Origin of the sequence: Massilia putida (assembly GCF_001941825.1) — a bacterium.
GTDB lineage: Bacteria > Pseudomonadota > Gammaproteobacteria > Burkholderiales > Burkholderiaceae_D > Telluria > Telluria putida.
In genome coordinates, this window is record NZ_CP019038.1 from 133,383 (window position 1) to 158,341 (window position 24,959).

17 protein-coding genes and 1 pseudogene are annotated in these 24,959 nt (G+C 66.2%); 13 read left to right on the top strand and 5 right to left on the bottom strand.

From position 1 onward, the window contains the following. Positions 1 to 106 precede the first annotated feature (106 nt). The 7 genes from BVG12_RS03005 to BVG12_RS03035 are packed head-to-tail and all read left to right on the top strand — an operon-like array spanning position 107 to position 7,759. Positions 107 to 1,732: an AMP-binding protein gene (locus BVG12_RS03005; RefSeq protein WP_075791125.1), complete on the top strand. Its 1,626-nt coding sequence runs from the start codon at positions 107 to 109 to the stop codon at positions 1,730 to 1,732. Continuing rightward, positions 1,729 to 4,104 carry a bifunctional salicylyl-CoA 5-hydroxylase/oxidoreductase gene (locus BVG12_RS03010; RefSeq protein ID WP_075791126.1) on the top strand — a complete coding sequence of 792 codons (2,376 nt, stop codon included), beginning with the start codon at positions 1,729 to 1,731 and terminating at the stop codon, positions 4,102 to 4,104. The genes BVG12_RS03005 and BVG12_RS03010 overlap by 4 nt, the downstream gene beginning before the upstream one ends. Beyond that, positions 4,104 to 4,859, top strand: coding sequence for an SDR family NAD(P)-dependent oxidoreductase (locus tag BVG12_RS03015; protein ID WP_179966250.1), 756 nt, complete (start codon positions 4,104 to 4,106; stop codon positions 4,857 to 4,859). Before BVG12_RS03010 ends, BVG12_RS03015 begins: the two co-directional genes overlap by 1 nt. Beyond that, positions 4,856 to 5,335 (top strand): MarR family winged helix-turn-helix transcriptional regulator, encoded by a 480-nt coding sequence (locus tag BVG12_RS03020; RefSeq protein ID WP_075791128.1) that lies wholly within the window; start codon positions 4,856 to 4,858, stop codon positions 5,333 to 5,335. Before BVG12_RS03015 ends, BVG12_RS03020 begins: the two co-directional genes overlap by 4 nt. Before the next feature lie 15 nt (positions 5,336 to 5,350). After that, a complete protein-coding gene (locus BVG12_RS03025) occupies positions 5,351 to 6,205 on the top strand; it encodes an enoyl-CoA hydratase family protein (protein WP_075791129.1) in 855 nt (284 codons plus the stop codon). 1 nt (position 6,206) lies between these two features. Continuing rightward, a complete protein-coding gene (locus tag BVG12_RS03030; RefSeq protein ID WP_075791130.1) occupies positions 6,207 to 7,364 on the top strand; it encodes an acyl-CoA dehydrogenase family protein in 1,158 nt (385 codons plus the stop codon). Next, positions 7,364 to 7,759 carry a RidA family protein gene (locus BVG12_RS03035; protein ID WP_075791131.1) on the top strand — a complete coding sequence of 132 codons (396 nt, stop codon included), beginning with the start codon at positions 7,364 to 7,366 and terminating at the stop codon, positions 7,757 to 7,759. Before BVG12_RS03030 ends, BVG12_RS03035 begins: the two co-directional genes overlap by 1 nt. Positions 7,760 to 7,790: 31 nt before the next feature. Here the strand turns inward: BVG12_RS03035 and BVG12_RS03040 are convergent, their stop codons facing one another. Continuing rightward, positions 7,791 to 10,031, bottom strand: coding sequence for a LamG-like jellyroll fold domain-containing protein (locus BVG12_RS03040; protein WP_229503786.1), 2,241 nt, complete (start codon positions 10,029 to 10,031; stop codon positions 7,791 to 7,793). 386 nt (positions 10,032 to 10,417) lie between these two features. On the opposite strand from BVG12_RS03040, the gene BVG12_RS03045 reads away from it, so the two are divergent. The 5 genes from BVG12_RS03045 to BVG12_RS03065 all read left to right on the top strand — a co-directional run bounded on the left by BVG12_RS03045 (position 10,418) and on the right by BVG12_RS03065 (position 18,463). Then, a complete protein-coding gene (locus tag BVG12_RS03045; protein ID WP_156895517.1) occupies positions 10,418 to 11,893 on the top strand; it encodes a glycoside hydrolase family protein in 1,476 nt (491 codons plus the stop codon). A gap of 55 nt (positions 11,894 to 11,948) precedes the next feature. Beyond that, entirely contained in the window at positions 11,949 to 12,182 is a 234-nt protein-coding gene (locus BVG12_RS03050; protein ID WP_075791133.1) for a hypothetical protein, read from the top strand. Between the two features lie 265 nt (positions 12,183 to 12,447). After that, the gene (locus tag BVG12_RS03055) at positions 12,448 to 15,414 is read left to right on the top strand and encodes a TonB-dependent receptor (protein WP_075791134.1); all 2,967 of its coding nucleotides are present in this window, start codon (positions 12,448 to 12,450) and stop codon (positions 15,412 to 15,414) included. Positions 15,415 to 15,860: 446 nt separating this feature from the next. Then, a complete protein-coding gene (locus BVG12_RS03060) occupies positions 15,861 to 17,111 on the top strand; it encodes an IS256 family transposase (RefSeq protein ID WP_075791135.1) in 1,251 nt (416 codons plus the stop codon). A gap of 41 nt (positions 17,112 to 17,152) precedes the next feature. Beyond that, positions 17,153 to 18,463 carry an APC family permease gene (locus BVG12_RS03065; protein ID WP_083684465.1) on the top strand — a complete coding sequence of 437 codons (1,311 nt, stop codon included), beginning with the start codon at positions 17,153 to 17,155 and terminating at the stop codon, positions 18,461 to 18,463. Positions 18,464 to 18,635: 172 nt separating this feature from the next. Here BVG12_RS03065 and BVG12_RS03070 read toward each other — a convergent pair whose 3' ends face one another. Next, complete coding sequence (locus BVG12_RS03070; RefSeq protein ID WP_229503787.1) at positions 18,636 to 20,330, bottom strand: glycoside hydrolase family 43 protein; 1,695 nt, start codon at positions 20,328 to 20,330, stop codon at positions 18,636 to 18,638. A 225-nt stretch (positions 20,331 to 20,555) separates the two neighbouring features. Between BVG12_RS03070 and BVG12_RS03075 the strand changes: the two genes are divergently transcribed. Continuing rightward, positions 20,556 to 21,605, top strand: coding sequence for a LacI family DNA-binding transcriptional regulator (locus BVG12_RS03075; RefSeq protein WP_075791137.1), 1,050 nt, complete (start codon positions 20,556 to 20,558; stop codon positions 21,603 to 21,605). 3 nt (positions 21,606 to 21,608) lie between these two features. On the opposite strand, the gene BVG12_RS03080 is transcribed toward BVG12_RS03075, so the two are convergent. The 3 genes and pseudogenes from BVG12_RS03080 to BVG12_RS03090 form a co-directional block, all read right to left on the bottom strand. After that, on the bottom strand, positions 21,609 to 22,811 hold the full coding sequence (locus tag BVG12_RS03080) for a glycoside hydrolase family 88 protein (protein WP_156895518.1): 1,203 nt from the start codon (positions 22,809 to 22,811) through the stop codon (positions 21,609 to 21,611). After that, the gene (locus BVG12_RS03085) at positions 22,796 to 24,061 is read right to left on the bottom strand and encodes an oligosaccharide MFS transporter (RefSeq protein ID WP_083684471.1); all 1,266 of its coding nucleotides are present in this window, start codon (positions 24,059 to 24,061) and stop codon (positions 22,796 to 22,798) included. Before BVG12_RS03085 ends, BVG12_RS03080 begins: the two co-directional genes overlap by 16 nt. Positions 24,062 to 24,148: 87 nt before the next feature. Further along, positions 24,149 to 24,953, bottom strand: a pseudogene (locus BVG12_RS03090) (AGE family epimerase/isomerase). Between the last annotated feature and the right edge of the window lie 6 nt (positions 24,954 to 24,959).

Genomic DNA, 24,959 nt, shown 5'->3' on the forward strand with positions numbered 1-24,959 from the left:
TTTGCGGATCCGGGTTGTCTATGCAAGCCGAGTTGCGCGCCGATTTACTTTAGGTTTAAAGTATCTCCCGGTAAGCACCGACTGACCTTTTCTCCGGGGGCGCTTCATGACGAGCTGGTCCGCTGCAGAGTCAAGTTCCTCGGCCCACGTCGACACATTCGCGCGGGATCACCTCCCGCCCGCCGACTTGTGGCCGGACCTCGTGTTCGACCTGCCGGAGCTCCGCTATCCGGCGCGCCTGAATTGCGTGGCCGAACTGCTCGACCGCCACGTCGACGCCGGGCGCGGCGCGCGCACCGCCGTCCTCGGCGAGAAGGTGACGTGGACGTATGCCCAGCTGCGCGACCAGGTCGACCGCATCGCCCACGTGCTGTGCGCCGACATGGGTCTCGTGCCGGGCAACCGCGTGCTGCTGCGCGGCGCGAACTGCCCGATGATGGCGGCCGCGATCCTCGCCGTGTTCAAGGCCGGCCTCGTCGCCGTGCCGACCATGCCGCTGCTGCGGGCGCGTGAACTGTCCGTCATCCTCGACAAGGCGCGGGTCAACGCGGTGCTGTGCGCCCGGTCGCTGGCGGACGAACTCGAACAGGCCGATGTCCATCCGCCCGTCTACTATTTCCAGGGCGGCGGACAACCGGACGGGCTGGAAACGCGCATGGCGCGCCACGCTGCGCCTTTCGAAGCGGTCGACACCGCGGCCGACGACGTCTGCCTCATCAGCTTCACGTCCGGCACGACCGGCGTCCCCAAGGGCACGATGCACTTCCACCGCGACATCCTGGCGATCTGCGACTGCTTCCCGCGCCACACGCTCGGCGCGCGCGCGGACGACGTCTTCATCGGCACGCCGCCGCTGGCCTTCACGTTCGGCCTGGGCGGACTGCTGCTGTTCCCCATGCGCGTGGGCGCGGCCGGCGTGCTGCTCGAAAAGCTCACGCCGGAGGGCTTGTTGGCGGCGATCGAGCGCTTCAAGGCCACCGTCTGCTTCACGGCGCCGACGTTCTATCGCCAGATGACGCCCCTCGTCCCGCATTACGATCTGCGCTCGCTGCAGAAATGCGTGTCCGCCGGCGAAGCGCTGCCGCTCGCGACGCGCGAAGGCTGGCAGGCGGCCACCGGCATCGCCATGATCGACGGGATCGGCGCCACCGAGATCCTGCACATCTTCATTTCCGCCAGCGGCGCGGACATCCGTCCCGGCGCGACCGGCAAGCCGGTCCCCGGCTACCGCGCTTGCGTGCTCGACGACGACGGCCATCCCGTGGGCCCCGGCGTGATCGGGCGCCTTGCCGTCAAAGGCCCGACGGGATGCCGCTACCTCGCCGACGAGCGCCAGCGCGACTATGTGCTGGACGGCTGGAACCTGACGGGCGACAGCTACGAGACGGACGCGGACGGCTATTTCTACTACCGCTCCCGCACGGACGACATGATCATCTCGGCCGGTTACAACATCGCCGGCGCCGAGGTGGAAGAGGCGCTGCTGCGGCATCCGGCGGTGGCGGAGTGCGGCGTCGTCGGGCGGGCGGACGAGGAGCGCAGCCAGATCGTGGAAGCGCACGTCGTGCTCAAGCCCGGCCACGAACCGACGCCCGGGATGGCCCATGCGCTGCAGGATTTCGTCAAGGCGCAGATCGCCCCGTACAAATACCCGCGCGCCGTGCGCTTCACCGACAAGCTGCCGCGCACGGAGACGGGCAAGCTGCAGCGCTTCAAACTGCGACAATCATGAACATCGTCTGCATCGGCGGCGGACCCGCCGGCCTGTACGCCGCCCTGCTGATGAAGAAGCGGGACCCAGGGCACCGCATCGTCGTCGTCGAACGCAACCGGCCGTACGACACGTTCGGCTGGGGCGTCGTGTTCTCGGACCAGACGCTGGGCAACCTCGTCGCGGCCGACGAGCCGACGGCGCGCAGCATCCTGCAGGCGTTCAACCACTGGGACGACATCGACGTCTTCTTCAAGGGCGAGCGGATCACGTCGGGCGGCCACGGCTTCTGCGGCATCGGCCGCAAGCGGCTGCTGAACATCCTGCAGCGGCGCTGCGAGGAACTCGGCGTAACGCTCGTGTTCGAGACGGACGTGCAGGACGACCAGGCCGTCGCCCGGCGCTACGGCGCCGATCTCGTGATCGCCGCCGATGGCCTGAACAGCCGCATCCGGACCCGTTACGCGCACACGTTCCAGCCGTCGATCGAGACGCGCCGCTGCCGCTTCGTGTGGCTGGGCACGAAGAAAAAATTCGATGCCTTCACGTTCATCTTCAAGGAGACCGCGTTCGGCTGGTTCCAGGCCCACGTCTACCAGTTCGACGGCGACACCTCGACGTTCATCGTCGAGACGCTTGACGATGTCTGGCGCCGCGCCGGCCTGGCGGACATGCCGCAGGAAGCGGGCATCGCGTTCTGCGAGCGCCTGTTCGCGGACCACCTGGACGGACATCCGCTGCTGTCGAACGCCGCCCACCTGAGGGGCGCCGCCATCTGGATCGCGTTCCCGCGCATCGTCTGCGGGCGGTGGGTCCATTGGAATGGCGACGTGCCCGTGGTGCTGATGGGCGACGCTGCGCATACGGCCCACTTCTCGATCGGTTCCGGCACCAAGCTGGCGCTGGAAGATGCGATCGAGCTGGCCCGCGCTATCGGCACACACGACGGCGATCTGCGCGCCGCGCTCGACGCCTACCAGGCCAGCCGTTCGGTGGAAGTGCTCAAGATCCAGTCGGCGGCCCGCAATTCGATGGAATGGTTCGAGAACGTGGAGCGCTACACGGCGCTCGACGCCGAGCAGTTCGCGTACTCGATGCTCACGCGCAGCCAGCGCATCTCGCACGAGAATCTGCGCCTGCGCGACCCGGGCTATGTCGCGCACTTCGAGGACTGGTTCGCGCGGCGCGCGTGTGCGCTGGCGGGCGTGGATCTGCCCGCGAACACGCACGTACCGCCGATGTTCACGCCGCTGCGCGTGCGCGACGTGTTCCTCAAGAACCGCATCGTCGTCTCGCCGATGGCGCAGTATTCGGCCGTCGACGGCGTGCCGGGCGACTATCACCTTGTCCACCTCGGCGCGCGGGCGCAGGGCGGGGCGGCGCTCGTGATGGCGGAGATGACCTGCGTCTCGGCCGACGCGCGCATCACGCCGGCCTGTCCGGGCATGTATGCGCCGGCGCACACGGCCGCGTGGAAGCGCATCGTCGACTTCGTGCACGGCCACACAGATGCGCGCATCGGCCTCCAGCTCGGCCACGCCGGCCCGAAAGGCTCGACGCGCCCCATGTGGGACGGCATCGACCAGCCGCTCCCGGACCACAACTGGCCACTGATCGCCGCCTCGGAACAGCAGTACCTGCCGGGCATCTCGCAAGTCGCGCGGGCCGCGACCGACGACGATCTCGCGCGCATCGAAGCCGACTTCGTGCGCGCGGCGCTGGCGGCCGACGCCGCCGGCTTCGACTGGCTCGAACTGCACTGCGCGCACGGCTACCTGCTGTCGTCGTTCATCTCGCCGCTGACCAACCGCCGCACGGACGATTACGGCGGCAGCCTGGAAAACCGCTGCCGCTATCCGCTGCGTGTGTTCCGCGCGATGCGCGCGGTCTGGCCGGCGGGAAAACCGGTGAGCGTGCGCATCTCGGCCCACGACTGGGTCGACGGCGGCATCACGCCCGCAGACGCGGTGCACATCGCGCGGCTGTTCAAGGAGGCCGGAGCGGACATGATCGATTGCTCGTCCGGCCAGGTGAGCAAGGCGGAACAGCCGCAGTTCGGGCGCATGTACCAGACACCGTTCGCGGACCGCATCCGCAACGAGGCCGGCATCCCGACGATCGCCGTGGGCGCCATCTTCGAGGCGGATCACGCCAACAGCATCATCGCGGCGGGCCGCGCGGACCTGTGCGCGGTGGGCCGGCCGCATCTGGCGAATCCCGCCTGGACGCTGGCGGAAGCCGCAAGGATCGGCTACACGGCCGTCGCGTGGCCGAAGCAGTACCTCGCCGGCAAGGCCCAGCTGGAGCGCAACCTGGAACGCGAGCGCCAGCTGGCGGCGGCAAACACGGGCCTCACGCCGCAGCAGATCGCGGCGCGGCTGCTGGAGGGTTGATGGACACATTGAGCGGAAAGCATGCCGTGGTGACGGGCGCCAGCCGGGGCATCGGCCTGGCCATCGCACGCGCATTGCGCGACCACGGCGCGCGCGTGACCCTGATGGCACGCGATGCGGCCGCACTGGCAGCGGCGGCGGCCGACCTGGGCGGCGGCACGGCATGGCAGACGGCGGACGTCACCGATGCCGCGAGCGTGGACGACGCGTTCGCGCGTGCCGGCGCGGTGGACATCCTCGTCAACAATGCGGGCCAGGCCGCATCGGCACCGTTCAGCCGCACCGACGCCGCGCTGTGGCAGCGCATGCTGGACGCGAACCTGAGCGGCGCCTACCACTGCATCCAGGCGGCCCTGCCGGGCATGCTCGACGCGGGCTGGGGACGCATCGTCAACGTCGCGTCCACGGCCGGGCTCACGGGCTACCGCTATGTGGCGGCGTATTGCGCGGCCAAGCACGGCCTCGTCGGGCTCACGCGCGCGCTGGCGCTGGAGGTGGCCGTGAAAGGCGTCACCGTGAATGCCGTGTGTCCGGGATTTACCGAGACGGATATCGTCCTGGATGCCGTCGCCACCATCGTGCGCAAGACGGGCCGCTCGGAGGAGCAGGCACGCACGGAACTGGCCGCCGCCAATCCACAGGGACGGCTCGTGCGGCCGGACGAGGTGGCGCACGCCGTGGCGTGGCTGTGCATGCCGGCTGCTTCGGCCATGAACGGCCAGGCGGTCGCCGTCGCGGGCGGGGAGGTGATGTGAAGCCCGACCTGACGGCGCGCCTGACGGGCGAGCATCACCAGGCGCTCAAGCTGTGGCTGCGCATGCTGGCCTGCACGACGCGCGTCGAGAACACGATCCGCGGCCGCCTGCGCGCCGCCTTCGGCATCACGTTGCCGCGCTTCGACCTGATGGCCCAGCTGGAGCGCCATCCGGAGGGCTTACGGATGGGCGAGCTGTCGCAGCGGATGATGGTCACGGGCGGCAACGTCACGGGCATCGCGGACCAGCTCGAGCGCGAACGGCTGGTCGTGCGCGTGCCCGATCCGCAGGACGGGCGCGCATTCATGGTCAAGCTCACGCCCCTCGGCCGCACGACCTTCGCCGAGATGGCGGCCGTGCACGAAGGCTGGGTGGCGGACCTGTTCCGCGACATTCCCGCCGCCGACAAGGCGCACATGATCGCGCTGCTCGACACGATGAAACGGCACTTGAACGACAACGACGACCAGGACTAGGACTAGGAGCACACCATGCGTTACCTGCAGGGCGAACCGCATGCGCTGCCGCGCAGCCGCACCACGCTGTCCGACTACCGCGCGGAGCACTTCCTCTACGAGGCGCGCGACGGCGTCGCCACTATCACGTTGAACCGCCCGGAGCGCAAGAACCCGCTGACGTTCGACGCCTACGCCGAGCTGCGCGACCTGTTCCGCGCGCTGGCCTACGCCGACGACGTGAAGGCCGTCGTCCTCGCGGGCGCGGGCGGCAATTTCTGCTCCGGCGGCGACGTCCATGAGATCATCGGGCCGCTCACGCGGCTGGACATGCCCGGCCTGCTGGCTTTTACGCGCATGACGGGCGACCTGGTGAAGGCGATGCTGGCCTGTCCGCAGCCCATCGTGGCGGCCGTCGACGGCGTGTGCGCGGGGGCGGGTGCGATCCTGGCGATGGCGTCCGACCTGCGGCTGGGCAGCACGCGGGCGCGGACGGCGTTCCTGTTCGCGAAGGTCGGCCTGGCCGGCTGCGACATGGGGGCGTGCGCCATCCTGCCGCGCCTGATCGGCCAGGGGCGGGCCGCCGAGCTGCTGTACACGGGTCGCGCGATGTCGGCCGAGGAGGGCGAACGCTGGGGCTTCTTCAACCGCCTGTGCGCCCCCGACGAGGTCCTGGGCGAGGCCTTGCTGCTGGCACGCAGCCTGGCGGAGGGCCCGACCTTCGCGCACGGCATGACGAAAAAAATGCTGCAACAGGCGTGGAGCATGGGTATCCATGAAGCCCTCGAGGCCGAAGCCCAGGCGCAGGCGATCTGCATGGCGACGAACGACTTCCACCGCGCCTATCACGCCTTCGCGGCGAAGACGACGCCCGGTTTCGAAGGAGACTGACATGGCGGACAAGCGTTATCTCGCGTGGCCGTTCTTCGAAGCCCGGCACGCCGAGCTGGAAGCGACGCTCGATGCGTGGGCCAGGGAACACGTGCGCGGCGGGCACGGCGCCGATGTCGACGGCGCGTGCCGGCACCTCGTCCGCCTGCTGGGGCAGGGTGGCTGGCTGCAGCATGCGATCGGTGCGGAAGGCGCGGCTATCGACACCCGCACCATCTGCCTGATCCGCGAGACGCTGGCGCGCCACGACGGCCTCGCCGATTTCGCCTTCGCCATGCAGGGCCTCGGCGCCGGCGCGATCAGCCTGTTCGGAACGACGACGCAACGCGAGCGCTACCTGCCGCGCGTGGCGCGCGGGGAGGCCATCGCGGCGTTCGCGCTGTCGGAGCCGGACGCCGGGTCGGACGTCGCCGCCATGCGCTGCGCCGCGCGCGCGGACGGCGAGGCGTACGTCCTCGATGGCGAGAAGACGTGGATCTCGAACGGCGGCATCGCGGATTTCTACGTCGTCTTCGCGCGCACGGGCGAGGCGCCGGGCGCGCGCGGCATCAGCGCGTTCGTCGTCGATGCCGACACGCCGGGCTTCGCCGTCGCCGAGCGCATCGACGTGATCGCCCCGCACCCGCTGGCGCGCATCCGCTTCGACGCATGCCGGGTGCCGGCCGCGCAGCGCATCGGCGCGGCCGGGCAGGGCTTCAAGGTGGCGATGGCGACGCTCGACGTGTTCCGCACCTCGGTCGCGGCGGCGGCGCTCGGCTTTGCGCGCCGTGCCTTCGACGAGGCGCTGGCGCATGCGACGCGCCGGCAGATGTTCGGCCAGACGCTGGCCGACTTCCAGCTGACGCAGGCGAGGCTCGCGCAGATGGCCACCGCCATCGACGCCAGCGCACTGCTGACGTACCGCGCGGCGTGGCAGCGCGACCAGGGCGGCAGCGTGACGAAGGAAGCGGCGATGGCCAAGATGACGGCGACGGAATCCGCGCAGCAGGTGATCGACGCGGCGGTGCAGATGTTCGGCGGGCTGGGCGTCACCAGCGGCCATCCGGCCGAGCGGCTGTATCGCGAGATCCGCGCCCTGCGCATCTACGAGGGCGCCACCGAAGTGCAGCAACTGATCATCGCGCGCGAACTGCTGCGCGCGGCGAAGGAAGGAACGTGATGGAGATCCTGCAGCCACCGGGCTGGCCGCGCCCGCGCGGATACGCGAACGGTATCGCGGCGCGCGGCCGTTTCGTGTTCGTGAGCGGCATGATCGGCTGGGATGCGGAAGGGCGCTTCCCAAGCGACGACTTCGCGGCCCAGGCGCGCCAGGCCTTGTCCAACGCGGTCGCCGTGCTGCGCGAGGCCGGGGCGCGCCCCGAACACATCGTGCGCATGACCTGGTACGTGGTCGACAAGCGCGAGTACCTGGCCGCGTCCGGCGCGCTGGGCGCGGCCTACCGCGAGATCATCGGCGCGCACTATCCGGCGATGACGGCCGTCGCGGTGAGCGCCCTCATCGAAGACCGCGCGCGGGTCGAGATCGAAGTGACGGCGGTCGTGCCGGAGGAATGACCGGGCGCCGGCCGGGCCGCCCGTCCCGCGATCAGCTGGATGCGATCAGCGCCGCGATGTCCGTCGCGCCGAGGGCGCCGCGATAGATGCGGAACTCGTCGATCTTCCCGTTGAAGTAGGGGTCGCCCGAGTACTGCGAGCGGCCGATCCAGTTCTGGCTCGTCCCGCCCAGCTGCCACGGCGGCAGGAACTCCGCGCTGTTGGTGCCGACCGCCGTGCCGTTCACGTACAAGGTGGCGTTCTGTCCCGACAGCGTGACGGCCACGTGCACCCATTGCGCCGTCGGCAGGGCGGCCGTTCCGGTGACGGCCTGCTCGCCATGGCCGCCGTCGACCGTGATGGCGAAGCGCACGACGCCGCTGCCGGAGCGCGGCGTCAGGAACATGTAGCGGCCCGTGCCCGATCCGAAATCGAAGATCCGTTCCCAGTTGCGCGACGCGTTCCAATACACCCAGCAGGCCACCGTGAAGTCCGTCAGGTCCGTCACCAGGTTGGCCGGCAGGCTCACATAATCGGTGCTGCCGTTCAGCGCGAGGGCGCTGCCCGACTTGCCCGCACCCCACGCGGCGCTGCCCGTCAGCGTACCGGCGTGGCCCTGGCCGCTGGCGTCGGACACCACCGTGCCCGTGCCCTCGTCGCAGGCGAGGTAGGTGTGCAAGACCTTGCCCACCTTGGCCGTGGCCCGGTTCGAATCGGCCGTCTCGCCGGCCGGCGTGATGGCGGAGACGACGTAGTACCACGTGCCCGCGCCCGGATTGTCGGTGTACGTCAGCAGATCGCTGATGCCGCTCGCGATGACGGTCCATGGGCCGCTGGTGGACGTCGCGCGCTTGACGTTGTAGCTGGTGGCGTAGGCGCTGCCCCACCACGACAGCTCCACCTGCCCGGCCGGCGTGCGCGCCTTGAGGCCGCTGGGCGAAACGCCGGCGGCGATCGGATCGCGCGTGCAGGTGAGGGTGCCGTAGCCCAGCTGGTCGTAGCCGCCGCTCGTCGAGCCGTAGTTGCCGCCGCCGCCTTCCGGCTGGATCTGCAGCGCGAACATCTTCGAATACGGCGCCGCGAGGCCCTTGCGGTTCACGTAATGGTTGTACACCAGTGCCCAGCATGGGCGGACATTGCCCTGGCTACTGGTCGAGAAGACCGTCTGGTTGACGTTGTCGACGTTGTTGTACGGAACGTAGGGCACCGTGTAATACGTCGTGCCGGATTGGATCAGGTTGGCCTTGGCCACGTATTCCGCGCCCATCAGGAAGCGGTTGTTGTCGTAGCCGTACAGGTCCACGCCCTGGTTCCAGGCCATCTCGCACATCGCGCCCATCAGTGCGATGCCGAGCGTGTTGTGGCCCTGGTCGCGGCCCGATTCCTGCCATTGGCCCAGGAAGCCCGGGTGGATGTAGTACACGGCCTGCGCCACCGCGCGGTTGCCGGCGCCCGACTGGAAGTAGGTGACGGCTTCGTCGAACAGGGACTGGTCGTCGCACAGGACGCCGATGGCGAGGATGGACGCCATATTGCACAGGTCCCAGTTGGCCCAGTAATGCGTGACGTCGGTGTTGTTGTGGCGGATGAGGAAGTCGTGGTTGATGGGATAGAACACGTTCTTCATCATGTTCTGAAAGCTCGTGAAATCCGCCGTGGCCCAGCCGCTGTACGTGCGCATGATCTCGCCGGCGTTGGCGAACTCGTAGCCGTAGATGCCGGCGGCCAGGTCGGCGTCCGTCGTGCCCGAGATGCCGGTGAGCGTGGAGGACCACGCATTCATGATCTGGACGGCCTTGTCGGCGTAGGCCGTGTCGCCCGAAATCTTCCAGCGCAGGGCGCAGGCGTAGGCGGCGGCGACGTCGTTGAACAGGGTGCTGTAGTTCTCCGGATGGACGCCGTCGTAGCCGCGGTACACGATGGTCTGCGGATGCGGCGTGTACGTCAGGCTCGCATGCGAATTATTGATCAAGAGGTTCCAGCTGCCGGACCACGGGGACGTCGTGTATTTCGCCTTCATGCGGTCGAAATCGGCCTGCGTGTGCAGCAGGCCCGGGTGGACGAAGGCGGCGGTCGCGGCGGCGGTCGCGCTCATCGTGCCGGTGGAAAGCAGGCGGGTGGCGGGGCTGTCGCCGCCGCCCGCGCCGCAGCCGGCGAGCGCGAGGGCGCCCAGGCTCAGCAGGAAGCTGCGGCGTCCCAGTTCGGCACGCGACACGTCGTCTGGAGCTTCCGCGGAGCTCAAGGCGGGGCGGGCGGCGGTGTCGTTACGGTCGTTCGGTTCCATTCGTTTCATTGGCGTCTCCATGCCGTGCAGGCGTGAGTTGGACTGCGATCGAAGGGTGCTGCCGTACTGCCGCGGCGATGCTAGCACGGATCATCTATCTTTTGTTATCGTTAACGAAAGCGTGCGCCGAAGCGCTCTGCCATGTGCAAAACATATCCATTTCGATAAAAAACATATGGCTCGCGGTCGTCGCGCCACGCTATGATTAGCAATGAGCATCAGCCCGACCTGTCCGGATGCGGGCGAAGGCTGTGACTTCCGCATTTGCTGCGATATAACGATAACGATTGCTGTTATCGATACCAACAAGGCTGGGCGTTTCCCGATCCAGCTACGACTACACAAGAGCCCGGCGGCGGCGCAATCCGCACGCAAGGGCGGAGGAGACGATGTTCTTGTCCACGTTACGCACGTTCGTGCGCCGATGTGCCGCGCCGCTGGCCATCCTTGGCGCCTGCTTGTCCGCATCCGGTGCACATGCCGCCGAAAACCGGTTGCAGGTGCACCCGTTCCCGAACCCCATCCGCTATTCGCATCACAACGACGACTACACGGTGCGCGTGCGCGTTCCCGGCGGCGCCTGGCAAGACCTGTACGAATACAACGTCAAGGTGGACCTCGACAAGCCCCAGGACGCCTCGATGGTCTACTTCAATTTCGACGGCACCGTCGAGGTGGCGGTCCAGAAGAACAACGGCATGTTTTCCAAGGTGACCGTACGGCCGGACGCGAAGGGCGTCAAGCCCGCGGTCCGCGACGGCATCGTCTATCTCACCTTGCGCCGTCCGGAGAACCTCAGCGTCGAATTCGACGACGACCACCTGCACAACCTGCACGTGTTCACCCATGCGATCCGGGCCGACATGCCGGCCGTGCCCGCGAACCTGTCTTCCTATGACGTGGGCACCGGCACCACGCCCGACCTGACGCGGCCCGTCGTGTTCTTCGGGCCCGGCATCCACAGCGGCGACTTCCGCCTGCGCTCGCACACCAAGGTCTATATCCACGGCGCCGCCATGCTGAAAAGCCCGCTCGTCATCGATGGCGTCGAGGACGTCAAGGTGATCAGCGACGGCCTGTTCGACGGCGCCGACGTGGCGACCATCCGGAATTCGCGCAACATCGAGATCGACGGCCCGATCGCCATCAACCAGCCGCACGGCACGATGCGCTGCATCTTGTCGCAGGACCTCGTGGAAAAGAGCATCCGCACGATCGGCGCCGGCCAGTGGTCGGACGGCCTCGGACACTTCGCCTGCGAACGCGTGGCGATCGCGGACAGTTTTGTCCGCACGTCGGACGACTGCCTCACGTTCTACAACCACCGCTGGGACATCTGGGGCAACACGCGCGACGTCGTGGTGAAGGACACGACCCTGTGGGCCGACATCGCGCATGCCGTGCTGATCGGCATCCACGGCAACACGCCGACCCCGGCCCATCCGCAAAGCGAGGTGCTGGAACGGCTGCGCTTTTCCAATATCGACATCCTCGACCACGACGAGGACGAGCCGGAGTACGAGGGAGCGCTCGGCATCATGGCCGGCGACGACAACCTGGTGCGTGACGTCGTGTTCGAGGACATCCGCGTCGACCGCATCGAAGAGGGCAAGCTCTTCAACCTCAAGATCGCGTACACGGCCAAGTACAACACGAGCCCGGGCCTCGGCATCGAGAACGTCACCCTCCGCAACATCCATTACACGGGCAAGGGATCGCCGAGTGCGTCGGCCATCACGGGCCGCGATGCCGCGCGCAAGGTCAGGAACGTCACGATCGAGAACGTGACGGTGGGCGGCAAGCGCCTGACGGGACCGGAGGCGGGACTGCTCGAGGTGAACGAATTCGTCGACGGCCTGCGCTTCCGCTAAAGGACCCGACCGACATGCACGTACAACGAGACAAGGGCAGGCGGTTCATGCGGACGTGCGCTGGTTCCGCTCGACGGGCGCCGACGGCGCCGGCATCCGCGTGGGCGCCGACACGCCGTTCGCGTTCAACGCGCCGGCATTCCCGTGCGAAGACCTCCTGTATCTGCGGTCGCGCGGCACGTGGAAGAGTTCCGAGATCGCGCCGCACGGCGACGGCACGGTGCTCGTCGACATGGCGCAGGCGGGCGTGGGCGGCGACACCGGCTGGAGCCTGGCCGGCCGCACGTGAAGTACCGCATCCCGCTCGCACCCGCCAGCTATCGCTTCGTGCTCGCCCCCGTGCGTGCGGAGCGGGTGGCGGAGAAGTGATCGATACCCAGCGGCATGCGCACCCCGGCGTCGCGTAAACACCACGTGGAACATGTTATTTCATGAAGGCATTAATACAAGGAAGGATGGCACCCATAACTCAAGGCTGCGTTGTTATCGATACCTAAAACGCCGGACATCGAAGCCGGCACACCCATGCCAGATGGACTACAGAGGAGAAGCACATGAAGCAGAATCGCAACATCGGACCCAGGATGTCGGTCGTCGCCTTGGCGCTGGCGCAAGCCTTCGCGGTCACCGCGTACGCGCAGCAGGCTGACAGCAACACCGTCGTCGTGACGGGTATCCGCGCCAGCGCGCAGTCGGCCGCCACCATCAAGCGCGACGCCATGGAAGTCGTGGATTCGATCACGGCCGACGACATCGGCAAGCTGCCCGACCCGAACGTCACCGAAACGATGACCCGCATCCCCGGCGTACAGGGCTACCGCTACGGCGGCCAGGGCGCATCGCCCGTGGGGCAGGGCTCCGGCGTGACGATCCGCGGCTTGTCCAACCTGACCGCGTCCACGGTCAACGGCCGCTCGTACTTCACGGCCGGCAGCCGCGAGTTCAACCTGGAAGGCGCCATCCCCAGCATGATCGCCGGCATCGACGTGTACAAGAATCCGTCGGCCGAGCACGTCGAGGGCGCCATCGGCGGCCTGGTGAATCTCCGCACCCGCAACCCGAGCGACTTCAAGGGCTTCACGGGCGCGCTGAACATCGGGGCGAAATACGATGACCTGGACAAGAAGTCGACGCCGGACGTCTTCGGCATGCTGGCCAACCGCTCGAACCTGTCCGGCGGCGGCCGCATCGGCGTGCTGGCGGCGGCGACCTTCTCGTCGGGCATCGGCCGTTCGGACAACAACCCGGCCAACGGCGGCGCCAACTACAAGCGCGCGATACGCGCCGACAGCGCCGAATACGCGGCGATGGCCAATGCCAACGCGTCGAACAGCCCCTTGCAGCCGATGTCGCAATATATCGGCCGCACCGATGTCTCGTACCTGGCCAACGTGGCCACGCTGCCGGCGTCGGCGACCGTCGGCCCCAATACGCCCAATCTGGCGGGCCTCACGCCCGACCAGATCAGGAACATCATAGCGGCGCCCACGGTTTCCAACAACGTGTTCGAGGAAACGATCAAGTTCCAGCGCCGCGGCTTCAACCTCGCGGCCGACTGGCGCGTCGACAACACGCTGCGCTTCTACGTCGACGGCAACTACACGTACTACTTGTACCACCAAAATTATCGCGGCCTGAACTCGGTGGATGGCGGCAACGTGCAGAACCTGCAGACGACGCCGTTCAACCTGACGGAGGGCCTGGCGAACCGCAACAAGAACGGCGGCAGCGACGACGTCCTGACGACCCGGCGCCTGCTCGGCGGCTCCTTCCTGAATTCGCGCACGACCACCCTGGGCGGCGACGAGCACCGTCCGTACACGACGTGGATCGCGGCCGGTGGCGTCGAATGGAACCCGACGCCGGCCCTGTACTTCAAGGCCGACCTGTCCTACCTGAAGGCGAACCAGTCGCAGGACAACCGCTCGGTGCAACTGTATTCGAAGCCTGGCCTGTTCTGGACGACCAATCGCCTGCTCGACGGCGCCCCGCACCAGACCACCTTCACGGGCCCGAGCCTGAGCGACCCGTCCAACTACTTGGTGCAGAACTATAACAACGGCACGAACCAGACCTTTCACGACACCGGCAGCGCGCTGGCGCTGGACGGGCGCTTCGTGCCTGACGAGGGCTGGTTCTTCAGCAGCATCAAGTTCGGCACGCGCTTCACGAAGAAGACCGATCGCTACAAGGACTATCGTTTCGGGGTCAACCTGACCACGGACGGCAAGGGCCTGGACACGGCCACGGGCGCCAACGGCATCTCGGCCGCGACCGGCCACTACACGGAATCGGCGCCGGACAACTTCATGTACGGCCGCGCGGGCTATTCCGGCGGTTACGTGGTGTACGCGCCGGACAACCTGCTGGGCAATCAGGTGCGCACCGCGTTCCCGAACCTGGGCATCCTGCCGGACAACGCACTGGCCGAGAACATCAACAACCGCCACAGCATCGACGAAAAGACCCAGGCCGGGTACCTGATGGGCGAGTTCTCGCTGCTGGACGACCGTCTCAAGGGCAGCGCCGGCGTGCGCCTCGTGCATACCCAAGGTACGTCGAGTTTCCGTGCGATCGATACCAGCAGCGGCACCCCCACCCCGCGCGACGTGACGCAGAGCATGTCGTACACCAATGCGCTGCCGTCGCTCAACGCAACCTATGAGTTGAGCAAGGACTTCCTGGCCCGCTTCGGCTACGGCCGCGGCATGACGCGTCCGGACCTGGGCGACCTGAACCCGGTCGTCAGCGTGAACCCCAACGACGGCACCGGCGGCGCGGGCAACGCGCAGCTGCATGCGCTGACGGCCCACAGCTACGACATCTCGCTGGAACGCTATTTCAGCAAGACCAACTACGTGGCCGCCGCGCTGTTCGACAAGGAGATCAACGGCTTCATCAACACCCTGGCCCAGTGCGCGACCGTGCCGACGGCGCCCCTCTACAAGGGCGTGGTCCCGAACGGCTGCCCGAACGGCCAGTGGATGATCGGGCGCAAGTTGAACGCCGAGAAGGGTTATGCCCGCGGCGTCGAGTTGTCGGGCCAGTACTTCTTCGGCAGCGAGGCCGGCTGGCTGAAGAACTTCGGTGTGTCGGGTTCCTACACCTACGTCAAGACGGCAAACCCGGTCAACATGGGTACGGCCGCGGCGCCGAACGTCGTCCAGACCCAGCAGCCGATGCAGTCGAAGAACAGCTACAGCCTGAGCGGCCTGTACGAGGACAACAAGCTGTCCGCGCGCGTGGTCTATACGTGGCGTTCGCCGGCGATCTTCAATTCCTTGCAGGTCAATCCGATCGACGGCCGCTACATTGTCGCCTACGGCATCCTGGACGCGTCCGTCAACTACCAGCTCACCGACCAGCTGACCCTGTCGATCAACGGTTCGAACCTGACCAACAAGACGCTCAACCGCAACGTGGGCGAGCCGGGCGCGTACGAGACCAGCCTGGAACGCCAGCACTACGAGAACGGCCGCTTCTACGGGGTCGGCCTGCGCTACAAGTTCGGCAATATCTGATCGCGTTGCGATCAATGCGGGACGCTGTCCCGCTTTGAACCCACCGCCGGCAAGCACCGGCGGTGGCTTTTTCATGGTGGCTGTGTTCGGGCTGATCCGGTACATGGCCGCCTGGCTGAGTTGGACCGCAGCGGGCCTCGTTGCCTGCGCCACGATAGTCTCATGCGGGAAACTCTCGTAACGATTCTGCTTTCAGAGAAGAGGCGCATCACTATAATGCAAGGACATCGTGGCAATCACCCTTGTGTGCCCCGACGTGTCGCCTTACGACCATAGATTGATGGGGGGCTATATGCAGCGAGCTGACCTCACGCCGCAAAGGCATACGGTAAGGGAGGGCCTGGAAGAAAATTCCCTGGGCTTTGGCGAGTCGGTCGTGATGGAGGGTGTAAATAATATTGTGTAAACGGTCATTTGGCAGGACACTGCCGCCATTAGGAGAAACGATGACCGTTGTAAAGCGTAACAAGCGGGCCAAGCCCGATCCGGAACTGCTCAAACTTGCCGACGGCCTGCTGGCAAACTACCAGAAGCCCGAGGACCTGATCGGCGAAAATGGGCTGCTCAAGCAGCTCACCAAGATGCTGGTCGAGCGCGCGCTGGAAGTCGAGATGACCGACCACCTGGGCCACGACAAAAGCGGCGAGGTGACCAACAGCACTGCCAACACCCGCAACGGCCATAGCATCAAGACGCTCAAGGGCGATTTCGGCGCGCTGCCGCTTGACGTTCCTCGCGACCGCCAGGGCACGTTCGAGCCGCAGATCGTCGTCAAGCATCAGACACGCTGGACCGGCTTCGACGACAAAATCATCTCGCTCTACGCGCGTGGCCTGAGCGTGCGGGAGATCCAAAGCCATCTGGAAGAGATGTACGGCACCGAGGTGTCACCGACCCTCATTTCCAACGTCACGGACGCTGTCAGCGAGGATGTGAAGCTCTGGCAGGCCCGCCCGCTCGACGCCGTGTACCCGATCCTCTATCTCGACTGCATTCACGTCAAGGTGCGCGACAACGGCGCGGTGCGTACCAAGGCGGTCTACCTGGCCATCGGCGTCAACATGGATGGCCACAAGGAGGTGCTGGGCCTGTGGATCTCCCAAACTGAAGGCGCGAAGTTCTGGCTGCAGGTCGTGACCGAGCTAAAAAATCGTGGCGTGCAGGACATATTCATCGCCTGCGTCGACGGCCTGAAAGGCTTCCCGGACGCCATCGAGGCGGTCTACCCGCAGACCTCGGTTCAGCTGTGCATCGTTCACATGGTGCGCAACAGCCTGAATTTCGTGCCCTGGAAAGCGCAGAAGGAAGTCGCCGCCGATCTGAAGTTGATTTACAGTGCAGCCACTACCGACGAGGCTGAACTCAGGCTTGCCGAATTCGAAGATAAATGGGATAAACAGTATAAACCGATAAGTCAGTCCTGGCGCCGTAACTGGGCGCGCGTCATACCGTTCTTCGACTACCCGCCGGAAATCCGAAAGGTGATATACACCACGAACGCTATTGAATCGATTAACATGAGCCTGCGAAAAGTGACCAAGGCCCGCAGTTCCTTTCCGACCGATGAAGCTGTCAGCAAGCTGTTTTATCTTGCCCTGAACAACATCAGCAAGAAGTGGACGATGCCGATACGGGACTGGAAAGCTGCGTTAAACCGCTTCGCCATCCAGTTTGAAGACCGGGTGCCGCAGACTTAAACGAAGAATCGTTTACACAGAATCTGGTACACCCCCTCGTGATGGGCGTGGCGGGTACGGCGCCGGCATACAGTATCGAGATCACCACGTCGACGATCATCGCAACAGCAGGAGTCTTCTCGCCTGCGAGCATTCTGACGTGCGGACTGATCATGTTCGGCATTACGTTCGCATTCATCAACCTCAACAAAGCGATCGCCAGTGCGGGAACCTCCTATGCTTGGGTGAGCCTCGTCTTTGGAAAAACCTTGGGATTCTTCGCGGGATGGGCGCTGCTCGTTCTTTGCTGCGTCTTCATGGTATCCGCGATGATCCCGGTCGCAAACGCCACGCTCCTCATCTTCAAGCCGGAGCTCATGAATAATGTGCACTTCGTGACCATTATTGCGGCGCTATGGCTCACCGTGATCAGTGCGGTCATCGTCAGGGGCATCAAGCTCACCAGCTACGTGCAGGTGTTCATGACGATCATCGAAGGGATTATTCTTCTCGCGATCATCGTGATGAGTTTCATCGTCTTCCCGCGCGCACCGGAGCATGCCTTTTCGTGGAGTTGGTTCTCTCCGTTCAATTTCTCTCCGCGGCTCTTTGCCAATGGCGCTTTAGTGGCAATATTTTTCTACTACGGATGGGACGTCACGATGAACTTGAGTGAAGAAACGAAGGATCCGAACCGCACTCCCGGTCGAGCGGCGTTCTGGGCGATGATCTTTCTTATGGCTTTTTTTGTCATCTTCATTGTCATCACGCTACTTGGACTCTCTGATGCAGAGATCCGACATTACAACACGAATGTTATCTTTGCGATCGCGGAGAAACTTTTCGGAGCAACGTGGGGGTATATCGCGATCATCGCAGTGCTGCTCAGTACGGTGGGGACGGTGGAGACGCAGATGCTCCAATTTACGCGCACACTTTTCGCCAAGGCACGTGACGCAGCGATTCATCCGCGGTATTCCAAGCTCCACCCGAAGTGGCGAACCCCTTACATCGCCATCTTCTTTATTTGGATCGCGGGGCTGATGCTTCTTATTGCTTCGTCATTTCTCCCGACGATCAACGTTATCCTGCGAGACTCGATCACCGCGATTGGTTTTCAGATCTGCTTCTACCTCGGGCTTACCGGACTTGCCTGCGCATGGTACTACCGCACCATGATCGCAAGCGGGACGTGGTCATCGCTTACCCACGTAATCTGGCCCGCGTTGAGCGGACTCTTCCTCTTTTTCATTGCACTCTACAGCATTCCGACATTTGACCTGACCACTAACATCGTCGGGATCGGCGGCATTGCGATCGGAGTCGTACCGCTACTCCTCAATCGCAAGGACATTTGGCGGGCCCAAGCGTGATGGCGCGAACGCGGCGATCAAGGATTTCTATGCCGTTGGGGACGTTCAGAATTATGGGCTTGGGACAGCTTTTTGGTATCGAGCTTGACGTTCAGCGATCGGCGACGGGAGACCTTCAACCGAAAGGCCAACTGATAATTAGCGCGAACACCGCCTTCATGGTCAGAGAATGTCAGTACGGTCCGACGTCCGGCGCCGTCAGGTTGAAATAGTCCGCTTCCAGAAACGACGGCTGCGCGCGCGCCCGCGAACCGACGCTGAACAGGCCCACCTGCGCGCCCACCCACGTGCCGCGCGTGACGGGGAACGCGTCGCCCGCGGGCTTGAACGTGCGGCCGTCCAGGCTGTACGAAAAGCCGACGAACGCGCCTTCGTTCATCGACATGCGCAGGTAAAGCGCGTCCGGCGCATCGGCCAGGACGACGGTCGACTCCTCGCGGCAGCGCGGTCCGAACGGGCCGCACACGGTGCGCACGAGTTCCGTTTTGGCACCGCTGCGGCGCAGGCCGACCCACGTGTACTGCATCGCGTTGACGATCAGGCCCGCGCGGTCGCCGTCGACCGCGCCTTCCAGCCGCACATGCGTGTCGACGATGAAGCGCGACGCGGGGGCCTTCTGCGTGAGGATGGCGCCGGCCGCGCGCACGAAGCCGTCCGCCTCCGGGACGACCTGTGTGGCCAGGCGCAGGTGACCCGGGTTGTCGGTCAATGAATACCAGCCGGGTGCCGGATTCGCGCCCCACTGCCATTGAGGGCCGAGGTCGGCACCGTCGAAGGCGTCGCTCGTCGCCGGCGCAGCCGGGCCGTAGCCCTGGACCGGTTTCGTGTACGTGATCACGGGTTCGCCCGTGCCCTGCGTGCGTCCGGGTGCGCCGATGACCGGCCAGCCGTCTTCCCAGCGCATCGGCTGCAGGTGCACGACGCGGCCGTACGCGCCCTTGTCCTGGAAGTGTACGAACCAGTTCTTGCCGTCCGGGGCATCGACCCACGCGCCCTGGTGCGGGCCGTTGACGGGCGTGTCGCCCTGGTCCAGCACACGGCGCACTTCGTACGGGCCGTCGATCGAGCGCGAGCGGAACACGGCCTGCCAGCCCATCTCCACGCCGCCCGCGGGTGCGAACACGTAGTAATAGCCGTTCGCCTTGTAGAATTTCGGACCCTCGACCGTGTGATAGCCGGGGTAGCGCGAGCCGTCGATGACGATCTTGCCCCCGTCGTCCAGCATGCGCGTCGCCTCGCGGTCCATGTGGCGCAGGGTCAGCACGTTGTTGATGCCTGCGCGGCTCTTCGCCCACGCGTGCAGCAGGTAGGCGTTGCCGTCGTCGTCCCATAGCGGCGCGGGATCGATGATGCCGCGTCCGGGCAGCAGCAGCCGCGGCGTACTCCAGGGCCCGGAAAAGCGTGCGGCGGTCGTCACATACACCCCGTGATCGGGATCGGGATAAAAGATCCAGAAGCGGCCGTCGTGCCAGCGCAGGCACGGCGCCCACACGCCCTTGCCGTATTGCGGACGGTCGAACTCGGCTGCAGGAAGAAGGCGGGGCAGCCCGTGGCCGACGAGCGTCCAGTTCACGAGGTCGGGGGATTCCAGCAGCGGCAGGCCGGGTGCGTTGTTGAAGCTGGATGCCGTCATGTAGAACTTGTCGCCGACCCGGATCGCGTCCGGATCGGAATAGTCGGCATGCAGCACCGGATTGCGGTAACGGCCGTCGCCGAGGTCGGCGATCCAGGGCGGGGCCGCGGTGTCGTCGGCGGCGGGCGCGGGCTGCGCGACGGTGCGGCATCCCGCGGCGGCGGTCAGGGCGAGCAGCATAGCGGCCGCGATCCGCGTGCGCGCGGCCGGGTGTCGAAGGTGCGTGGCGGGCACGTGGGGTCTCCAACTTGGGGTTGTTATCGATCTCATGGTAGCATTGTCGAATAGACGCAATCAAGGCAATTCCTGCCGCACAGCGCGGGCTCGGAAAGGCCGCGTTCGCCATGACTGATTGTCAGAAGTGGCGTATCCTCTGGCCCGGCGGTATCATGTGATGGAGAACGCATTGTTTGAAATCGATAACAAAACCGGGCCGGCAGACTACAGGACAATAATTCAATGAGTAGTGAATCCAAGCAGGGCGACCGCTCGACGGGCGGTGCGACGGTATGGGACGTGGCTCAAAAGGCCGGCGTCTCCGCGATGACCGTCTCGCGTGTCATCAACGGCAACGCCAGCGTCAGCGACAAGACGCGGGAAAAGGTGAACCGCGCGATCCAGGAATTGAACTACCAGGTCAACGTGGCGGCGCGCGCGGCGCGCATCGGCACCTTGCGCGTGGGCCTCTTGTACAGCAACCCCAGCGCGGCGTTCCTCAGCGCGTTCCTGGTCGGCGCCCTCGGCGAGTGCAGCCAGACGGGCGCCCACCTGATCCTCGAGAACTGCGACAACCTGCGCAGCCAGCGCAAGGCGATCGACCGGCTGATCGCGGACGGCGCCGACGGCATCCTCGTGCCGCCGCCGCTGTGCGACAACAAGGCCGCCCTGAAACAGTTGGGGGAACTGGGCATCCCGTCCGTGGCGGTGGCCACCGCGAAGCCGTCGCCGCAGATGTCGGCCGTGCGCATCGACGACTACGAAGGCGCGCTGACGATGACGAAGCACCTGCTCGCGCTCGGCCACACGGACATCGGCTTCATCAAGGGCGACCCGGAACACACGCCGGCCCAGCTGCGCTACCAGGCGTTCATCGAGGCCATGCGCGAAGCCGGTCACCACGTGCCCGCCGAGCGCGTGGCGCAGGGCATGTTCACTTACCGGTCCGGGCTGCTGGCGGCGCGCGAGCTCCTGGCCCAGCCGACGCGGCCGACCGCGATCTTCGCCAGCAACGACGACATGGCGGCGGCCGTCATCGCCGTCGCGCACGGGATGCATCTGCAGGTGCCGGACGATATCGCCGTCTGCGGCTTCGACGACACGCCCGTCGCGACGACCGTCTGGCCGGAGCTGACCACCATTCACCAACCGATCACCGAGATGGCGCGCAACGCCGTGGCGCTGCTGGTGGAACACATCCGCTCGCGCCGTGCCGGCCAGTCGTACATGCCGCAGCATCGCCTGATGCCGTACACGCTCGTCGAGCGCGAGTCGACGCAGCCGGTCGAGTGATCATTACCAGTATGGGCGCCACGTGCGCGTGAGCCGGACGAGCGCCTCCAGGTAAAAGTAATCGCCCCAGATACAGGCCTCGTCCACGCCGACGCCGTTCGGCTTGTGATACACGCCGTGCTTCAACAGGCCGGCGCCGGGCCTGCCGCTCGTGTCGGCGTAGTCCGCGGCCAGCGTGGCCGCCATACCGGCGGCCACGCGTTCGTAGCGGGCGCGCAGCGGGTCGGCCAGCGGCAGGTGCCGCGCCAGTTCCAGCAGCCCGCACGCGGCGATCGCGGCGCCCGAGCTGTCGCGCGGCTCCGGGCCGGACGTGAAGACGAGGTCCCAATAGCAGATGCCGTCCTGCGGCAAGCGGTTCAGGAAGTAGTTCGCCAGGACCTTCGCCAGGTCGACGAGGCGTCCGTCGCCATTGTGGCGGTAGACGAGCGGGAAGCCCGCGATGCCCCAGGCCTGGCCCCGCGCCCAGCAGGAATCGTCCGCATGGCCCTGGTGCGTCTTGCCGTGCAGCGGTGCGCCGCTGGCCGGGTCGAAGAAGAAGGTGTGGAACGTCGAGCCGTCGGCGCGGACGATGTGGCGGGCCGCCGCGTCGATGTGGCGGTCGGCGGCGGTGCGGAACGCGGGGTCGCCCGAGTGGTCGCTGGCCCAGTACAGCAGCGGCAGGTTCAGGTTGCAGTCGATGATCATGCGCCCGCGCTGGGCCGGGTCGGAGAGTTCGCCCCACGCCTGGATGATGCCGGCACCCGGCAGGTAGCGTTCCAGCAGCAGCCGCGCCGCGCTGAGGGCGGCCTGCGCCGCCAGCGGGTCGCCCGTCAGCTGCCAGCCGGCCACGCACGACAGGCTGTACAGGAAGCCGAGGTCGTGGTGGTCGACGTTGATGCGCTGCCGCTGGCGCGCGTGGAAGCCCGCCACGTGCCGCAGGGCCGCGTCGCGGTAGCGCGCCGCGCCGGTCAGTTCGTAGGCGAGCCACAGCATGCCGGTCCAGAAGCCGTTCGTCCATTCCGTATTGTCCATCGCGGCGTATACGCCCTGTTTCGACGACGGCGTCGGGAACGCATCGCCGAAATGGGCGAGGTTGCGGTCGACGGATGCCAGCGCGCGCGCGATCGCCCGGTCGATGACGGCCTTGTCGACATCGGTGTTCCAGTGGGCCGGCAGCGCGCCGGTGTTCAGCGGCTCCGGCGGGGCCGGGTTCAGGGGTTGGGACACGCGGATTCTCCTTGATGTTTCAGGGTGTCGGCGGCGACGGCGCGGCGGCCCGTCTCCGGCGGCGTCGGCAGCAGGAAGAAGGCCGACAGGACAAGGAAGACGAGGCCCAGGCCCGCGATCGACATGTACGTGACGGGGAAGCCGAGCAGGTCGTAGCCGTGGCCGGCAAGGCGCGACAGCGCGGCCACGCCCAGCGAGTGGCCGAAGCTCACGCCGACCATGTACACGGTCGACGCGAAGCGGTTGTCGAAGTGGCACGCGATGTAGCGGAAGATGGAGACGGCGAGGATCGGCAGTTCCACCGAATGCAGCAGCTTCATCGCCGAGATCGAGACGGGGCCGGCGGCGAGCCCGGAACCGGCGATCCGCACGAGCATGATGGTCCCGGCCAGCATCAGTCCATGCTTGGCGCCGATGCGGCGCACCAGCAGCGGCGCGAGGAACAGCCCGGCCGCCTCGAGGAAGATCTGCACCGAATTCAGGTAGCCGAACATCGCGACGCCGGTCTGCGCGTCCGGGAACAGCGACGCGAAATACCGTGGGAACTGCTGGTCGAACACCTGGTAGAGGTTCGTCACGCCCAGGATGAACACCATGAAGCGCCAGAATCCCGGCATGCGCAGCAGCGCGAGCGCCTCGCCGAGCCGGACGCCTTCCTTGGCGCGGACGTCGGCGCCGGTGGGGCCTGCGCGCCACGCGGCCAGCAGCATCACCATCAGCAGGCCCGCGATGGACGCGAGGGCGAAGTTGATGCCCGGGTCGACGTTGTAGATCCGGCCGCTGAACGCGGCGGCGCTGGCGAAGCCGAGCGACCCCCACAGTCTCACGCGGCTGTATTCGAAGCCGTCGCGCCGGCCGATGCGGTCGACGTAGGACTCGATGGCATAGCTGCCCGCGATGAACGTGATGCCCAGGTACAGCCCGCCCACGGCCGCGCCCAGCAGGACGTTCGTCTTCAGCAGCGGGGCATAGACCAGCGGGAAGAACAGGCCGGACAGCGCGACGAGCGCTGCCACCGTCCACAAGATGTTGCGGCGCGTCCCCACGCGGTCGGACACGAAACCGTACAGGGGCTGCGAGCACATCGCGGCGATGGAATTGGCCGCGAAGACGGTGCCCGTCTCGGTGCCGGACAGTCGCAAGGTCGAGTGCAGCCACACGGCGAGCAGCGAGATGCTCATCGCCTGCGCAAAAAAGTAAATGAAGATGAAGCCGCACAGGAAGCGGAAGTGCGTTTGTCGCGTTGCCATGTTTGTCTCCTTGCGATCGTCGTCGCTATCGTTATTGCGCCGGCCACGGCCATCGTCGCCAGATACTGTTTGCCGGGCGCCGGGAAGTCAAGGGCGGTCTCGACCCGCCTCCAGCGCGCGCAGTACGTCGTAGCAGGCGCCCATCGTGTGATAGTCGGTCTTTCCGGCCGGGCTTTTTTCGTCGGAGCGCTTGCGGTTGTCCTGGCTGAGGATGCGGTACCAGGCGCCGTGCTCGTGGTCGACGGAGTGCTGCCAGCTGTACGCCCGGATGCGGTCGTACCAGTCCCAGTAGGCTGGATTCCCGGTGCGCACGGCGAGCAGCGCGGCGGCCGCCAAGCTTTCGGCCTGCACCCAGAAATACTTGTCCGCGGTAGGTGTCCGGCGTCGACCCATCCGCACTGGCCTGGTCGGCGTACAAGCCATGGTCGGGCAACCAGAAACGCGCCTCCATCGGCCCCAAGGTCTCGGCGAGGTACTCGCGCGCTTCGGGCACGCCGGCCTGCAGCGCGTGCGCATACGCCAGCACGACGAAGGCGAGGCCGTAGCAATGGTTGCCGCCGTCCAGGACGTCCTTGCGTGTTCCATTCCACGCGAGCTGCCACGCGTAGCCGCCCGTGTGCGCGTCGCGGTGGACGTCGCGCAGGAAGGCGACGCCGTGGCGCACGGCCTCGAGGTATTCCGGATCGCCGCACCGCCGGTACGCCATCTCATAGTCGAAGACGAAGCGCGTGCCGCTGACGAGGTGGCGCGTCGTGCGGTCGTACACCGTGCCGTCGTCGCGGAAGACGTGATAGAAGCCGCCGCCCCGGTCGATGCAGCGCGGATGATAGAACCGCATCGTGGCGGCGATGTGGCCCTGCGGGAAAGCGGAGGAGCGGAAGTCGGGTGCCATGGCGTG

What these genes read in the sequence shown, in the direction of transcription:
- BVG12_RS03005 (WP_075791125.1), top strand. Translation starts at nt 107, where the DNA reads ATGACGAGCTGGTCCGCTGCAGAGTCAAGTTCCTCGGCCCACGTCGAC.
- BVG12_RS03010 (WP_075791126.1), top strand. Translation starts at nt 1,729, where the DNA reads ATGAACATCGTCTGCATCGGCGGCGGACCCGCCGGCCTGTACGCCGCC.
- BVG12_RS03015 (WP_179966250.1), top strand. Translation starts at nt 4,104, where the DNA reads ATGGACACATTGAGCGGAAAGCATGCCGTGGTGACGGGCGCCAGCCGG.
- BVG12_RS03025 (WP_075791129.1), top strand. Translation starts at nt 5,351, where the DNA reads ATGCGTTACCTGCAGGGCGAACCGCATGCGCTGCCGCGCAGCCGCACC.
- BVG12_RS03030 (WP_075791130.1), top strand. Translation starts at nt 6,207, where the DNA reads ATGGCGGACAAGCGTTATCTCGCGTGGCCGTTCTTCGAAGCCCGGCAC.
- BVG12_RS03035 (WP_075791131.1), top strand. Translation starts at nt 7,364, where the DNA reads ATGGAGATCCTGCAGCCACCGGGCTGGCCGCGCCCGCGCGGATACGCG.
- BVG12_RS03040 (WP_229503786.1), bottom strand. Translation starts at nt 10,031, where the DNA reads ATGAAACGAATGGAACCGAACGACCGTAACGACACCGCCGCCCGCCCC.
- BVG12_RS03055 (WP_075791134.1), top strand. Translation starts at nt 12,448, where the DNA reads ATGAAGCAGAATCGCAACATCGGACCCAGGATGTCGGTCGTCGCCTTG.
- BVG12_RS03060 (WP_075791135.1), top strand. Translation starts at nt 15,861, where the DNA reads ATGACCGTTGTAAAGCGTAACAAGCGGGCCAAGCCCGATCCGGAACTG.
- BVG12_RS03065 (WP_083684465.1), top strand. Translation starts at nt 17,153, where the DNA reads ATGGGCGTGGCGGGTACGGCGCCGGCATACAGTATCGAGATCACCACG.
- BVG12_RS03075 (WP_075791137.1), top strand. Translation starts at nt 20,556, where the DNA reads ATGAGTAGTGAATCCAAGCAGGGCGACCGCTCGACGGGCGGTGCGACG.
- BVG12_RS03085 (WP_083684471.1), bottom strand. Translation starts at nt 24,061, where the DNA reads ATGGCAACGCGACAAACGCACTTCCGCTTCCTGTGCGGCTTCATCTTC.